The sequence below is a fragment of the Streptomyces sp. bgisy130 genome, assembly GCF_057708345.1.
In genome coordinates this window covers 135,828-150,064 of the sequence record NZ_JBYISA010000009.1, presented here as the reverse complement: position 1 = coordinate 150,064, position 14,237 = coordinate 135,828, and the positions used below count along the sequence as shown (strand labels likewise).

Sequence of the window (14,237 nt, the reverse complement as noted above, 5' to 3'; positions counted from 1 at the left end):
GGTAGCCGCGCGCCCATGGCTCCACCACAGGAGAACACCAAAATGATCAAGAGAAAATTGGCAAGCGGCATCCGCCGCCGCTCGCTGCTCGCGGGGGTAGCGGCGCTCGGCGCAGCGGGTGCGGTGGGAACGGTCACGGGCTGCTCCCAGGTCGATGTCTCGGGCGCGACCGGCGGCGGACATCTCCTCGAGGATCTGCGGAAAAAGGGCACCGTTCGCATGGGAATCGCCAGCGAACCGCCCTATGCCTCGATCAACAGCAAGGGCGAGCTGACCGGCGAGGCCCCGGCCGTCGCCAAGACGATCTTCCGGCGGCTGGGGATCAAGAATTTCGAGCCGGTGCCGGTCGAATTCGGTGCGCTGGTGCCCGGTCTGCATTCCTTCCAGTACGACGTGATCGTCGCGGGAATGTTCATCAACAAGGACCGGTGTGCGGCCGTCCTCTTCTCCGACCCGGATTACGAGAGCAAGGACGCCTTCCTCGTACGGAAGGGAAACCCGGACAAGATCCATTCCTATGCGGACATCGCCAAGGGGAAATACCGGATGGGTTCCGGTATCGGCTATGCGGAGATCGACTACGCGGTCGGCAATGGCGTCAAGAAGGACGACATCCAGACGTACGGTGACCAGATCGCCGGGATGGAGGCCCTGGAAGCGGGCCGTATCGACGTCTTCGCCGGCACCGCGCTGACCATGATCGAGGCGCTGAAGACCGGCGGGCACCCCAAGGTGGAGATGACCCGGCCGTTCACGCCGGAGGTCGACGGGAAGCCGCAGCGGGACGGCGGCGGCTACGGCTTCCGGCTCGGCGAGACCAAGCTCCGCGACGCCTTCAACAACGAGCTGCAGAAGATGAAGAAGAGCGGCGAACTCCTGCGTATCGCCAAGCCGTACGGCTTCACCGAGGAGTTCATGACCGACCTCACGGCGAAGGAGCTCTGTAAAAAGTGACCGGAGCACTGTGGGGACTTTTCTTCGAAGGTCTGTGGATCACGATCCAGCTGATGGTCTACAGCGCCGCGCTGGCCGCTGTCGTCGCCTTCGGCGTCGGCCTGTCACGCACCTCGCGGTTCTGGATCGTGCGCTTCCTGTCGGGTGTCTACGTGGAGTTCTTCCGCGGCACGTCGGCACTGGTCCTGATGTTCTGGCTGTTCTTCGCGCTGCCGCTGCTGGGCTGGCAGCTGGTCGGCATCTGGGCGGGCACCCTGGCGCTGGGGCTGTCGTACGGCGCGTACGGCTCCGAGGTCGTCCGCGGCGCGCTCCAGGCGGTGGCCCCCGCCCAGCGGGAGGCGGCCATCGCGCTGAGCTTCTCGCCCTGGCAGCGGCTGCAAAAGGTGATCCTGCCGCAGGCCATCCCCGAGATGATGCCGCCGTTCAACAACCTGCTGATCGAGCTGCTCAAGGGCACCGCGCTGGCGTCGCTGCTGTCCATCGGCGAACTCACCTTCCAGGCCAAGCTGGCCCGGCTGTCGACCGGTCAGAGCGCCGAGATCTACGGAATCATCCTCGTCCTGTACTTCGCGGTCGCGTTCGTGATGACCCGGATCATGCGGGTGCTGGAGCGCCGCGCCAAGGCCTCGGTCGGCCGGTCGGTACCCAAGGGTGAGGGCTGGTTCTCCCGCAAGATTCCCGTCGAGAAGCAGGGCCCCGAGGCACTGGCCACCGGAGGAAAGCCGTGAACAACTGGTCATGGAGCTACATCGGGGAGATCATGCCCGAGATCCTCAAAGGGCTGTGGATCACCATCCAGGCGACGTTCTACGGCTCGCTGGTGTCCTTCGCGCTCGGGCTGGTGTGGGCGATGGCCCTGCGCTCGCGGAGCCGCTGGGTGACCTGGCCGGTCAGCGTCTTCGTCGAGTTCGTCCGCAACACCCCGCTGCTGGTGCAGCTGTTCTTCCTGTTCTTCGTGCTGCCCAGCTGGGGGCTCACCTTCGCGCCGCTGACCACCGGCGTCATCGGCCTGGGCCTGCACTACTCGACGTACACCTCCGAGGTCTACCGCGCCGGTATCGACGGTGTGCCGCCCGGCCAGTGGGAGGCCGCCACGGCGCTGAACCTGCCGCGCCGGCGTACCTGGATCGCGGTGATCCTGCCGCAGGCGTTCCGCCGGGTGGTGCCCGCGCTCGGCAACTACGTCATCGCGATGTTCAAGGACACGCCGCTGCTGGCCGGTATCACCGTGGCCGACATGCTGTTCCAGGCGAACAGCATCAGCGCGACCACCTTCGACTACCTGGAGCCGATCACCGTCGTCGGCATCCTCTTCGTGGTCATCTCCTACCCCACTTCTCTCCTCCTGCGAGCCCTGGAGCGTCGTCTTGTCCGCTGACAGCACCCCCTCGAAAGAAACGACCGATTCGGCGGACGGCACCTCCCGGACGGAGTCCGGTGGAGGCGCCGAGCTGATCCGCTTCGACCATGTCACCAAGCGGTTCGGGACCAACACCGTCCTGGATTCCCTGGACTTCACCGTCTCCTCGGGCAAGCACGTCACCCTCATCGGCCCGTCCGGCTCCGGCAAGACCACGATTCTGCGGCTGCTGATGACGCTGCTGAAGCCCGACGAGGGCACCATCAAGGTCGGCGGTCAGTATCTGACGCACGAGGAGAAGGGCGGCAAGCTCGTACCGGCCGGGGAGAAGCACATCCGCGAGGTGCGCAAGAACATCGGCATGGTGTTCCAGCAGTTCAACCTCTTCCCCAACATGAAGGTGCTGCGGAACATCACCGAGGCGCCGGTGCACGTCCTGGGGATGGAGAAGGACGCCGCCGAGGAGCGGGCCCGCGAGCTGCTCGACCTGGTGGGCCTGACCGAGCACCTCGACAAGTACCCGACCCAGCTCTCCGGCGGCCAGCAGCAGCGGGTCGCCATCGCCCGCGCGCTGGCGATGCGCCCGCAGGTGCTGCTGCTGGACGAGGTGACCTCGGCGCTCGACCCCGAGCTGGTGGCCGGGGTGCTCGACGTCCTGCGGGACATCGCGCACACCACGGACATCACCATGCTCTGCGTCACCCATGAGATGAACTTCGCCCGGGACATCTCCGATGACGTCCTGATGTTCGACGCCGGGCGGGTCATCGAGTCCGGCTCCCCGGAGAAGATCTTCACGGATCCGGAGCACGAGCGCACCCGGGAGTTCCTGAGCGCGGTGCTCTGAACGGCATACGGCAGGCAGTGAGTTCGGGTGGCGGGCCCTCGCCGGGGGCCCGCCACCCCTTCTCTTCCCGGGACCGGCGACCGCACGGCGTACCGCCCCTGCGGGCCCGGCACTGTGACCTTGGCATATGCCAAGGTCGCGCGCCCCAGTACAGCTGACCGGGGCGCGCTTCTTTTCGGTCAAGACCCTCTCCCCCGAGGGCCGTTGGCCGCTATCGTGAGGGAAGCCCCGTTGCCCGGGAGCGGCCGCGCCAGCCCCGGCCGTGACCACCGACGGCGGTCACGACGCAAGCGGTAACAACCTGCTAGGGGGACACCGTGGCGCTGAAGCCCGAGCCGACCGCGCCGTTCCATTCGGTGCAGTACGCCCTTCGCGTGCTCGAAACGGTCTCCAGGCACGCCGAGGGCGTGACCGATGCGCAGATCGCCCGCGGGACGGGGCTGTCCCCGGGCCAGCTCGGCCCCATGCTGGCGATGCTCCGGCGCGAGGGCTATGTCGAGCAGGTCACCGACGGCGCGTATGTCATCGGCGAATCGCTCCTGCTCCTCGGATCGGGCGGCGACCGCGATCAGGCGCTGCGCGACAAGCTCCAGCTCACCCTCGACCAGCTGCGCGACTCGGTCGGCGCGGCGGTCTACATCAGCCGGTACATCGACGGCGAGGTGAAGATCCTCCACTACGCCGACGGACCGCTGGCGCCCAAGGTCAACGAGTGGGCCGAATTCCACCGCACGGCGCACGCCAGCGCGGTCGGCAAGTGCCTGCTCGCGCAGCTCGACCACGACGGCCGCAAGGACCACCTCTCCCGCCACAAGACCGCCCGGCTCACCTCGCGGACGATCACCAACGAGAAGGTGCTGTTCCACAAGCTCGACAGCCAGCCGCCCACGGTCCCCGTCCTCGATCTCCAGGAGTACGCCGTGGGCACGGTCTGCGCGGCGGTCCCGATCACCGCCGGTGCGACGGTGGGCTGCCTCGCGCTGTCCATGCCGCTCGAACACGCGCACCGGCTGCGCCGGGCGGCCGACACCCTCAACCGCCAGGCCGCCCCGGTCCTGCTGTCCCTGGCGATCTGAGCGGGCACGGGCCGCGCCGTACGGCCGGCGCTTCCGGAGGGCACCGCTCCGCGGCCATGGTCCTGAGCACCCCTCTCGACCAGGTAGTATTTCTTTCGTCAGCGCGCGCCGCTAGCTCAGTTGGTTAGAGCAGCTGACTCTTAATCAGCGGGTCCGGGGTTCGAGTCCCTGGCGGCGCACGTATCGAGTGGGCGTTTCCGGTTATCCGGAAACGCCCACTTCGTTGTGTCCGGGGATGCGGATCGCGGTCTCCGGGGATGCGGACAGGGTCACCGGTGCGGCGGCCGCCGGGCCCTTCCGGGACCGCCCGCCGGCTGTGTCAGGAGAGGTCGACGTCCGAGCAGGCGTAGAAGGCGTTGCCGGTGTCGGCGATGTTCCAGACGCCGAGGATGAGGTGGCGGCCGGATTTCCGGGTGGGGACGGTGCCCTGGTGCTGGACGGTCGCGTCCGGCTGCGCGCCGCCCATGGGGACCGTCATGAACGGCTCGGGTTCGAGATCGGCGCGGGTGAGCGGCTTGCCGGGGTCGTAGCCGTCCTTGGTGATGAAGTACTGGAAGTCCGTGGTGGCATGACGTGCCATCAGCCGCCAGGTGAAGGTGTAGCCCTGCCCCGGGGAGAGCTTGGTGCCGGGCCAGCCGCCGCCGCGCGGATCGTCGAGTTCGGCGAAGTTCTCATGGCCGCCGGAGCAGATCTTGCCGTCCGCGGGACCGGCGGCCGGGAAGCCCTTGGGGGCCTCCACGCTCTGCGGTTCGTACTGGATCGCGCCGCAGTCCCTGACGGTGCCGTTGGCGCAGAGCGCCTGGCGGCTCGGGGGTGCGTCGCTGTAGCCGTGGCCGGCGGCGCTGCCCGTCGAGAGGAGGGAGACACCGAGGATGCCGAGGCCGATCACGGCAGCACTGATCTTTTTGCGCATGCTTCGCTCCTGAAGAACGTGGGGGGAGTTCCATGAGCCGAGAGGGAGAGGCAGTGCGGTCTAGACCAGAGAGCAGGTTAAGCGGGGGCCTGTCGGCATGTCCATACCAAGGTCCGGACCAATGTCCGGGCTCAGGGCAGGGGTGGGGGCGAACCCCAGGGCGGGGCCCAGGGCAGGGGTGACGGCCGCACCGGGGGCGGCCGTTTTGGCGGACGGCACGGGGGCGGCGGCGCGGGCGGGAGGGCGCTTCGGGTCAGGCCGCCCTCGTGAGCGGAGCCTCCGTGGGGCGGGCCGCGGCCTGCACCAGGGCCGTATAGGTGCGGCGGAGGGCGATCAGGGACTCCTGGGCCTCGCGGTAGACAGCGGCGTCGGGGCCGCCGCGGTGGGCGAGGGTACGCACCGGGGCGCAGTGCCGGTCCATCGCGCTGAGCCAGGCACGGTGCTGCGCCGGGAGATGGCGGCGCAGCAACTGCCGCCGGCCCTCCCGCAGACGCCGGGCGCCGATGCCCAGCACCGCGTCGGCCGCCTGGAGCACCGGTGGCTCCAGGGCACCCTGTCCGGCCAGCGCGCCGAGCACCGCGCGCTGCTGCGGGGTGGCCGGCGCGGCCGACAGCTCCGCCGCCTCGGCGAGGAGCTGGGCGCGCAGCGCGTGCTGGACCCGGACCAGCCGGCGCAGCGCCGTCGGGGTGGAGGAGTCGTCGGGCGACCGGCCCGCCAGGGTCTCGGCGAGCCGGAAGAGCCAGATCCCGTGTGCCTCCAGGCGGGTCGCGGCCAGCATCAACCGGTCCAGCCGGCTCAGCGGTTGGCCTTCCGGGGCCCAGCGGACGATCGGTACGAGCGTTTCGGTGCGGGCCAGTTGGTCGATGGGGATATGGCGGCGGGGCTTGCGTTCCGGGGCCCAGTTGTGGAGCGCCAGGGTGGGCAGCGCAACGAACTGATCATGGCCGATCCGGTGCGCGATGGCCGCCCAGAGGTCGAGGAACGCCTCGTCGGCGACCTCCCGTGCGGCCGGCGCCTGGGGGTCGATCCCGCACCAGCCACAGGACACCGCGATGACCGCGATCCGCATGGCGGCAGCCTCCGCGTTGCGCAGCGAGAGCCGGGAGACGCGCTGCCGGAGAGCGGCCAACTCCTCGGCGCGGTGCGCCCGTTCGACGAGCGCGACGGCGGCCTCCCGGTCGGGCGCGACCGCGGCCGCGCGGGCCATGGCGTCCAGCCGGGTCCAGGTGCCGATCAGGGAACGGACGGGCGGCCGCTCGGGCAGAAAGCCGTGCGCACAGGGGTCGTGCGGGGCGGTCGTGGCGGCGTCGGCGGACCCGTCCGGCTCCCCGTCGGCACGCCCCGGCCGGGCGGCGGCCGACTGCCCCCTGCCCTCCCGGCCGGCCGGCTGCGCGGCCCCCTCCGCCCGGGCCGGGCCCGCGGCGCGGCGTGGGGGCGGCAGCAGCGCGGAGGTGGGGGTGGCGGGGGTCGCTGCGGTGGCGGACGGGTGGCCGGGGTGGGGTGCGGCGCCTGGGCCGGACGGGGTGCCGGCGGCGGAGGGTATGCCGGGGCCGGACGGTATGCCGGGGCCGGAGGGTATGCCGTCGGTGGACGGTCTGCGGGCGGCGGGCGGTATACCGGGGGCGGGCTCCGTGGTGGCGGGCGATACTCCGGGGCCCGCCATGGGGAGGGCTGCCGCGTGGGCCGGGCGGCAGGAGCCGGGCGCGCCGGTCGCGGCCGTCGTCACCGTCGCCGGGCCCGTCGTCGTCACCGGTCCGGCCGCCGTGACCGGCCCGGCCGTGGTCGTCTTCGTGATTGCCGTGTCCCCCATCAGCACTTCCCAGCGAACAGCCGGGCCAAGTGGGCGTCCATGTCGAGGTAGCCACCCTCGTGGCCGGGCGGCACGATCGCCGCGGTCTGCTCCAGCCAGGCGGTCAGCTCCGTCGCGCGCACCGACAGCTCGCAGACGCTGTCGTCGGTGGACAGCTCGATATGTACGCGGCGCGATTCGCCCGGCCGGCGGAAGGACCACACCCGTACGTCCCCCTCCCCGGCCTCGTCATGCAGCCCGGCCAGCAGGAGCTCGCGGGCGAACAGCCAGGTGGCGACCGTCTGGCCGCGGCTGATGAAGGCGACCTCGACCTCGTACGGGCGGTCACTGCGGTAGCTGAACCGGCCGGCCACCGGAACTGTTTCGTCCGGCCCGAGGAGGAGCCGCATCTCAAGGGTGCGCTTGGCTGTCGACACCACGACGATCAACCTTTCCGACGGAGGGGCGAGTCCCGGGGACCCGGTCCGGGGCTGCGCGTCCTGGCAGACGTTGCTGTGGGGGGTGGGGTTGCGGCAGGCGCAAGAGGAGTGACGGACGCCATGGCCGGCACCCTCTGGACAATGTTCAGTTCTTGCCTCCCGACGCTCGCCTCAGCCTCTCAACCGGCTGGAGATACCGCATGTTGATGGGGCAACTGGTGGGCAACGGGAAGGGAAAGGGCGAAGCGTCACTTTGTTGAATTTTTCGGGCGGTCGGCGAGCGAAGATTCCAAGATCAGGTGGCTTTTGTCCCATGTGGGTGGATATCCCTTCCAGGCCGAGAAGGGCGGGCGGGGAGTCGTCACGAGTGGCGGGGATCACATGGGCCGAGCGCGTGAGCGGGGCGGGCGCGGGTACGGAGCACCCTCCGAGTTCGTGTAAAGTTCTTCAGGTCAGCACGCGCCGCTAGCTCAGTTGGTTAGAGCAGCTGACTCTTAATCAGCGGGTCCGGGGTTCGAGTCCCTGGCGGCGCACGACACACTGAGGCCCCTCGCCATGCGAGGGGCCTCAGTCGTTTGTCCGCCAATGCGGTGGGGCGGAGCGGGGCAGGCGCCCCGGCCCCGCCCCGCGGGCGGCGCAAGATCGCGCACCGTGAGCGGGCGGGAACGCTTGTGCGAGGTGGCGGCTCTTCGGGGCGCTCCCGGGCCGTCCGCTCGCGCACCACCCGATCCCACGTCATCCGGAATCCGCGCCATCTGGTGTCCGAACCGCCGCGAGCGGGACCGAGCAGGCCCACCACCGAGAGCCGAAAACGGTGTCACCGACCGGTGGCGATGTCGAGAGGGCTGCGCCGACCCCCGGCCGCCGGGCCTGACGTTCAGCCAATTCGCGGTACTCGCAAGTCACTTACGTGGATTCGGCGGTTCGGGCCGAATCCGTTGCGGATCTACCCATCTCCCATTTGCCGGTGAATTCCTTCAGAAACTGTTCCAAATCGTACGCATGACCTCAAGGGTTCCGGTCCGCCCGTTCGCCCGCGCCGCCGCCATGTGCAAATCGTCGCGTTTCGCGCGTCCGAATCCGCCGACTCTCCTTATTGCATTGCCAGTTGCTGACGGACTTTGCGAACGAGGGGCGTTTCCTTTGCCGGGCGGGGGTAACTCTGTGCTCACGGAGCGTGTTATTCCAGCTATCGCCTCCGACACCGCCAACAAGCCTGAAATGAGGTGTCGTTCCAGGTCAAAGCGATGCGCGCGACGCCTTTTGGCGTCCGGATATTGCCTCTCCCGGGCCCCTTACCTGGTGCTCAGTCTTGCAATCAGGAGGGCTGTTCGGCACTCTGACCTGGGAACTCGGTCGAAATGCGGCGGGGTTCCCAGGAGCGGGAAGAAAGGGATACGCCGGTTGGCGTGATGTGAACGCGGGGACCCCACTGCTTGGCAGGATTGCGGGGCGTTCCTCACACCACCGGAACATGGCCGTCACCGTCGCAGGCACGGACGGCCGAGACCAGTGAGCCCGAGTCGGTCGTGGGGACCGGGAAATCGGGCTATCAGCACACGGCACGCAGCCAGTTGCGTGCGGGGGGATGGACTCATGACGTCGCCACCTGAGGGTGCCCGGCCGCAGCACTCGTACGATTCGTCCGCCACCGCGCGCCTGCGGGTGCCCCGTCAGCACCGGCCGCGGCGCACCCAGCGCAAGCCGCTGCCGCGCTACGACTACGAGCACTACAGCAGACTCGCCGGGCCGCTCACCCAGCCCGACCCGGACAAGCCGTACAAGGTCCGCTATCGCTCGCTGCTCGCCGACGAGCCGCACCGTATCCGGGCGGCCCTGCTGCTCGGCGCCGCGCCGCTGCTCTCGTTCGGGCTGCTGATCTGGCTGATGCAGCCGAACCACTGGACCGAACGCGACTACCCCGCCTACGAGTTCCTGCCGGTGCTGGACGGCGTCATGCTCGTCGCGATCGGGCTGATCGAGTTCTTCCGGTGCATGAACGTGCTGTCCAACGCGCACGCCACCCTCGTCGCCCGCGACCCCATACCCGTCATACCCGAGAGCGGCACCCGCGTCGCCTTCCTCACCTCCTTCGTGCCGGGCAAGGAGCCCCTGGCCATGGTGACGAAGACGCTGGAGGCGGCGGTCAAGATACGTCACCGCGGGCTGCTGCACATATGGCTGCTGGACGAGGGCGACGACCCCGAGGTCAAGGAGGTCTGCCGGCGCCTGGGCGTGCACCACTTCTCCCGTAAGGGCATCCCGGAGTGGAACCAGGCCAAGGGGCCGCACCGCGCCAAGACCAAGCACGGCAACTACAACGCCTGGCTGGCGGCGCACGGCGACGACTACGACTACTTCGCCTCCGTCGACACCGACCATGTCCCGCTGCCCAACTACCTGGAGCGGATGCTGGGCTTCTTCCGCGACCCGGACGTGGGCTTCGTCATCGGCCCCCAGGTGTACGGCAATTACGACACCTTCGTCACCAAGGCCGCCGAGTCCCAGCAGTTCCTCTTCCACGCGCTGATCCAGCGGGCCGGCAACCGCTACGGCGCGCCGATGTTCGTCGGCACCTCCAACGCCGTACGCATCAGCGCGCTCAAGCAGATCGGCGGGCTGTACGACTCGATCACCGAGGACATGGCGACCGGGTTCGAGATCCACCGGCACCGCAATCCGCAGACCGGGAAGAAGTGGCGCTCGGTCTACACCCCGGATGTGCTCGCGGTCGGCGAGGGGCCCACGGCCTGGACGGACTTCTTCACCCAGCAGCTGCGCTGGTCCCGCGGGACGTACGAGACGATCCTCAAGCAGTTCTGGAAGGCGCCGTTCACCCTGCCGTTCGGCCGGCTGGTCAACTACACCATGATGGTGATCTTCTACCCGATGTCGGCGCTGAACTGGATTCTGGCGGCGCTGAGTTGTGCGCTGTTCCTGGGTCTGGGCGCCTCGGGTGTGGAGATCGATCCGACGGTGTGGATGATGCTGTACGGCAACGCCTCGGCGCTCCAGATCGGCCTGTACATCTGGAACCGGCGGCACAATGTCTCCCCCCACGAGCCGGAGGGCTCCGGCGGTGTCGCCGGCATGGTGATGTCCGCGCTGTCCGCGCCGATCTACGCCCGGTCGCTGTTCGATGCGGCGCTGCGCCGCAAGAGCAAGTTCGTGGTCACGCCGAAGGGCGACTCGTCCAGCCCGGACACGCTGTTCGGGACCTTCCGGGTGCATCTGTTCTTCCTGCTCGTCTTCGGCGGCTCGCTGATCGCCTCGTTCGTGCTGGGGCACACCCATCCGGCGATGGTCATCTGGGCCGTCCTCGCGATGCTGATCACTGCCGCACCGATCTTCGCCTGGCGGCGGACCGTACGGGACGAGAAGCGGAAGGGGAGCTCGGGCGGCAGCGGCTCCGATGCCGCGGCCGGCGGCGGTCCGGCCACGGCGGCCGGCGGCGAGGGCTCTTCCGCCACGGCCGACGACGGGGGCTCGTCCGCGACTGCCGACGGCGAGGGTTCGTCCACGACGGCCGCTGACCAAGGCGCCGCTCCGGCCGCCGGCCCTGCCGCCAACCCGGCCGCCACCTCTGAACAGACCATGCAGATCGCCCTTGGGGGACGTCACACATGAAGTACCGTCCGAGCCGTCGCACCCGCAGAGTGGCGATAGCAACGGCGGTGGTGCTCGCGCTGGCCGGGATGAACGGGCCGGCTCTCTATGGCTTCGCCTCGGAGCAGTACCACCAGTACGTGATCAACAAGCCGGAGTACAAGGCGGCGAACGGCCACTGGGATGTCCTCGACGTCCCGCGGAAGTACCGCATCAACACCATCCACGCGGCCCTGCTGCACACCGGAAAGGTGCTGCTGGTCGCGGGATCCGGCAACAACGCGGCGAATTTCAAGGCCAAGTCGTTCCGTACGGTCCTGTGGGATCCGGAGAAGAACACCTACAAGAACATCCCCACCCCCAAGGACCTCTTCTGCTCCGGGCACACCCAGCTCCCGGACGGGAAGCTGCTGGTGGCCGGCGGCACCCAGCGCTACGAGAAGCTGAACGGCGATGTGAAGAAGGCCGGCGGCCTCATGATCATCTACAACGAGAACCCGGACGGCCCGAAGACGTTCCCGGCCGGCACGCTCTTCACCGGCAAGAAGAACGGCAAGACCTTCGCCGCCAAGGACCCGGTCGTGGTGCCCCGGGCGAAGAAGGTCACCGACCGGGCGACCGGCAAGGTCACCGTCGTGCACAGCGAGGCCAGGGTCTATGTCGAGGCCCTCAAGGACGGCCCGTCGCACTCCACGGGCACCCAGGACAACTACCGCATCCACGGTCTGACCGGCGCGGACGCCCGTAACTTCTACGGCATCGCGCAGAAGCTGTCCTTCGACAAGAAGGACTTCCAGGGGATCAAGGACAGCTTCGAGTTCGACCCGGTGGCCGAGCGCTATGTGCCCGTCGACCCGATGAACGAGGCCCGCTGGTACCCGACGCTCACCACGCTTCAGGACGGCAAGGTCCTGTCCGTCTCCGGGCTGGACGAGATCGGGCAGGTGGTCCCCGGCAAGCAGGAGATCTACGACCCGAAGACGAAGAAGTGGCGCTATCTGCCCAAGCAGCGCTTCTTCCCGACCTACCCGGCGCTCTTCCTCACCGACCAGGGCCGGATCTTCTACACCGGTTCCAACGCCGGCTACGGCCCCGACAACATCGGCCGCAAGCCCGGCATCTGGGACCTGAAGACCAACAAGTTCCAGTTCGTGCCCGGGATGAGCGACCCGAACATCCTGGAGACCTCGATGTCGGTGCTGCTGCCGCCGGCCCAGGAACAGCGGTACATGGTGCTGGGCGGGGGCGGGGTCGGCGAGGACCCGAAGGCCACGGCCAAGACCCGGATCGTGGATCTGCACGCCCCCTCGCCGCGCTTCAAGGACGGCCCGCCGCTGTACGCGAAGGCGCGCTACCCCAGCAGCGTGATCCTGCCGGACGACACCGTGCTGACCACGAACGGCTCCGGTGACTACCGCGGGCGCGGCGACTCCAACGTGCTGAAGGCGGAGCTGTACGACCCGGCGGCCAACACCGCCCGGAACGTGGCCGATCCGCTGGTGGGCCGCAACTACCACTCCGGTGCGCTGCTGCTGCCCGACGGCCGGGTGATGACCTTCGGCTCGGACTCCCTCTTCGCCGACAAGGACAACACCAAGCCGGGCGTCTTCCAGCAGCAGATCGACGTCTACACCCCGCCGTACCTCTACGGGAAGTCGCGCCCGAAGCTGACGGGCGGGCCGACGAAGACGCTCTCGCTGGGCGGGCGCGCGACCTACGGTGCCGAGCATGCCGCCGGCATCAAGAAGATGCGGCTGATGCGCCCGGGCTCGTTCACCCATGTCACCAACATCGAACAGCGCTCCATCGCGCTGGACTTCACGGCGACGAAGGACGGGAAGGGTGTCACGGTCACCCTGCCGAAGGATCCCTCGCTGGTGCCGCCCGGGTGGTACATGCTCAACGCGGTGGACGGGGAGGGGACTCCGTCGAAGGCGGTGTGGGTGAAGGTCGCGCCCGAGCGGCAGTAAGCCCCCCTCCGCGCGGTGGCCCGGTGGATTCCGTATTCCGCCGGGCCGTCGCCGTTGGGGGCGCCGTGACGGCGGCCGGGTGGTCGCCGTCACGGCAGGGAGCGGGAGGTGGTTACTTCGCGCCGTGGGCCAGGCCGAGGGCGTACTTGGGCCACCAGGTGCCCGCCTTGGGGCCGCCCTTGCAGGTGCCGTCCGACTCGCCGGGGCGTTTGATCCACAGGTAGGCGGCTATCTGGGGGTCGCCGGTCTTGGTGGTGGGTGGCGAGCCCAGGGCGCGGCCGGGTGGGTTGCACCAGTTTTCCGGGTCGTCGCCGCCGGGGGCCGGGCCGTTGCCGTTGCGGCTGGTGTCGATGACGAAGCGCTTGCCGCCGACCATGGCGGACAGCTTCTTGCCGTACTTCGTGTTCTCCGCGGTGGTCTGGTAGTTGGAGATGTTGAGCGCGAAGCCGTCGGCACGGTCGATGCCGGCCCGCTTGAGCGGCTCGACCATCCGGCCCGGGTCCTTGATCCAGTGGGGGTTGCCGGCGTCCAGATAGACCTTGGTGCGCGGCAGCGCCTTGAGCTTGCCGACCGCCTCCGTCAGCAGGGCGTAGCGCTCCTCGTGGAACTGCTGCGGGGTGCACTTGTCCTCGATGTGCGGCAGCGCGTCGGGCTCCAGGATCACGGTGGTGGCGCGGTTGCCGATGCCCTTGAGCACCCCGTCCAGCCAGGCGCGGTACGCGTTGCCGTCGGCGGCGCCGCCCTTGGAGTAGCTGCCGCAGTCGCGGTGCGGGATGTTGTAGAGCACCAGCAGCGCCTCACGGTCGGCCTTCGCGGCCGCCTCGGTGAAGCCGCGGGCCTCGCCCTGCGGGTCGTCGACGCCTATCCATTCGGCGACCGGCTGCGTCGCGATCTTGTTGACCAGGCGGGCGTCGCCGGACTTGCCGTCCTTGCCGTACGCGGCCACCTGACGGGCCGCCTTGCTGTCCGGGTTGACCCAGAACGGGGCGACGGACTTGGGGCGTTGGCCGGGTCTGTCCGGCACGCTGCCGTCACTGCCGCCGTCGGAGCAGCCGGCGAGCAGCAGCAGCGCCAGCGCCCCCACCACCGCCCTCGGCGGTGCCGCACCGGCATGCGCGGAGCGCGGCCGGCCGTCGCGGGACCCGCCCGGCGAACCGGCCCCGGCCATCCGTCGCAGATTGCCGTACATCCACTCCCCCCTCGGAGCACGAACACGGAACACGGTCGGCAGGGGACCACCGGCCGCATCCATCGTGGCACACCCCGAGTTGCCCGGGTCGGC

Annotated in this window: 11 protein-coding genes and 2 tRNA genes; 9 read left to right on the top strand and 4 right to left on the bottom strand. The window is 69.2% G+C overall.

The genetic code is table 11. From position 1 onward, the window contains the following. The first annotated feature begins 15 nt into the window (after positions 1-15). The 6 genes from ehuB to AC3EUV_RS15170 all read left to right on the top strand — a co-directional run bounded on the left by ehuB (position 16) and on the right by AC3EUV_RS15170 (position 4,416). Complete coding sequence (gene ehuB, locus AC3EUV_RS15195; protein ID WP_432140818.1) at positions 16-954, top strand: ectoine/hydroxyectoine ABC transporter substrate-binding protein EhuB; 939 nt, start codon at positions 16-18, stop codon at positions 952-954. Beyond that, positions 951-1,682: an ectoine/hydroxyectoine ABC transporter permease subunit EhuC gene (ehuC, locus tag AC3EUV_RS15190; RefSeq protein WP_432140819.1), complete on the top strand. Its 732-nt coding sequence runs from the start codon at positions 951-953 to the stop codon at positions 1,680-1,682. Before ehuB ends, ehuC begins: the two co-directional genes overlap by 4 nt. 32 nt (positions 1,683-1,714) lie before the next feature. Beyond that, entirely contained in the window at positions 1,715-2,332 is a 618-nt protein-coding gene (gene ehuD, locus AC3EUV_RS15185; protein WP_388197116.1) for an ectoine/hydroxyectoine ABC transporter permease subunit EhuD, read from the top strand. After that, positions 2,322-3,161 (top strand): ectoine/hydroxyectoine ABC transporter ATP-binding protein EhuA, encoded by an 840-nt coding sequence (gene ehuA / locus AC3EUV_RS15180; RefSeq protein ID WP_432140820.1) that lies wholly within the window; start codon positions 2,322-2,324, stop codon positions 3,159-3,161. The genes ehuD and ehuA overlap by 11 nt, the downstream gene beginning before the upstream one ends. 317 nt (positions 3,162-3,478) lie before the next feature. Beyond that, on the top strand, positions 3,479-4,237 hold the full coding sequence (locus AC3EUV_RS15175; RefSeq protein ID WP_432140821.1) for an IclR family transcriptional regulator: 759 nt from the start codon (positions 3,479-3,481) through the stop codon (positions 4,235-4,237). Between the two features lie 105 nt (positions 4,238-4,342). Next, positions 4,343-4,416 (top strand) — tRNA-Lys (locus AC3EUV_RS15170). Positions 4,417-4,556: 140 nt separating this feature from the next. Here the strand turns inward: AC3EUV_RS15170 and AC3EUV_RS15165 are convergent. The 3 genes from AC3EUV_RS15165 to AC3EUV_RS15155 form a co-directional block, all read right to left on the bottom strand. Next, positions 4,557-5,150 carry a lytic polysaccharide monooxygenase auxiliary activity family 9 protein gene (locus tag AC3EUV_RS15165; protein ID WP_435603122.1) on the bottom strand — a complete coding sequence of 198 codons (594 nt, stop codon included), beginning with the start codon at positions 5,148-5,150 and terminating at the stop codon, positions 4,557-4,559. A gap of 253 nt (positions 5,151-5,403) precedes the next feature. Continuing rightward, a complete protein-coding gene (locus AC3EUV_RS15160; RefSeq protein WP_435603121.1) occupies positions 5,404-6,960 on the bottom strand; it encodes a hypothetical protein in 1,557 nt (518 codons plus the stop codon). Then, positions 6,960-7,379: an SsgA family sporulation/cell division regulator gene (locus AC3EUV_RS15155; protein WP_432140824.1), complete on the bottom strand. Its 420-nt coding sequence runs from the start codon at positions 7,377-7,379 to the stop codon at positions 6,960-6,962. Before AC3EUV_RS15155 ends, AC3EUV_RS15160 begins: the two co-directional genes overlap by 1 nt. Before the next feature lie 459 nt (positions 7,380-7,838). Here AC3EUV_RS15155 and AC3EUV_RS15150 point away from each other — a divergent pair. The 3 genes from AC3EUV_RS15150 to glxA all read left to right on the top strand — a co-directional run bounded on the left by AC3EUV_RS15150 (position 7,839) and on the right by glxA (position 12,955). Beyond that, positions 7,839-7,912, top strand: a tRNA-Lys gene (locus AC3EUV_RS15150). A gap of 1,063 nt (positions 7,913-8,975) precedes the next feature. After that, positions 8,976-11,006, top strand: coding sequence for a glycosyltransferase family 2 protein (locus tag AC3EUV_RS15145; RefSeq protein ID WP_435603120.1), 2,031 nt, complete (start codon positions 8,976-8,978; stop codon positions 11,004-11,006). After that, complete coding sequence (gene glxA / locus AC3EUV_RS15140; protein WP_432140826.1) at positions 11,003-12,955, top strand: radical copper oxidase GlxA; 1,953 nt, start codon at positions 11,003-11,005, stop codon at positions 12,953-12,955. Before AC3EUV_RS15145 ends, glxA begins: the two co-directional genes overlap by 4 nt. Positions 12,956-13,067: 112 nt before the next feature. On the opposite strand, the gene AC3EUV_RS15135 is transcribed toward glxA, so the two are convergent. After that, positions 13,068-14,144, bottom strand: a complete 1,077-nt coding sequence (locus AC3EUV_RS15135; RefSeq protein ID WP_432140827.1) for a glycoside hydrolase family 6 protein — start codon at positions 14,142-14,144, stop codon at positions 13,068-13,070. Positions 14,145-14,237 lie beyond the last annotated feature (93 nt).

Bases quoted from the DNA above. Each gene is read 5' to 3' on its own strand.
- ehuB (WP_432140818.1), top strand. From the start codon at position 16: ATGGCTCCACCACAGGAGAACACCAAAATGATCAAGAGAAAATTGGCA.
- ehuD (WP_388197116.1), top strand. From the start codon at position 1,715: ATGCCCGAGATCCTCAAAGGGCTGTGGATCACCATCCAGGCGACGTTC.
- AC3EUV_RS15165 (WP_435603122.1), bottom strand. From the start codon at position 5,150: ATGCGCAAAAAGATCAGTGCTGCCGTGATCGGCCTCGGCATCCTCGGT.
- AC3EUV_RS15160 (WP_435603121.1), bottom strand. From the start codon at position 6,960: ATGGGGGACACGGCAATCACGAAGACGACCACGGCCGGGCCGGTCACG.
- AC3EUV_RS15145 (WP_435603120.1), top strand. From the start codon at position 8,976: ATGACGTCGCCACCTGAGGGTGCCCGGCCGCAGCACTCGTACGATTCG.
- glxA (WP_432140826.1), top strand. From the start codon at position 11,003: ATGAAGTACCGTCCGAGCCGTCGCACCCGCAGAGTGGCGATAGCAACG.
- AC3EUV_RS15135 (WP_432140827.1), bottom strand. From the start codon at position 14,144: ATGTACGGCAATCTGCGACGGATGGCCGGGGCCGGTTCGCCGGGCGGG.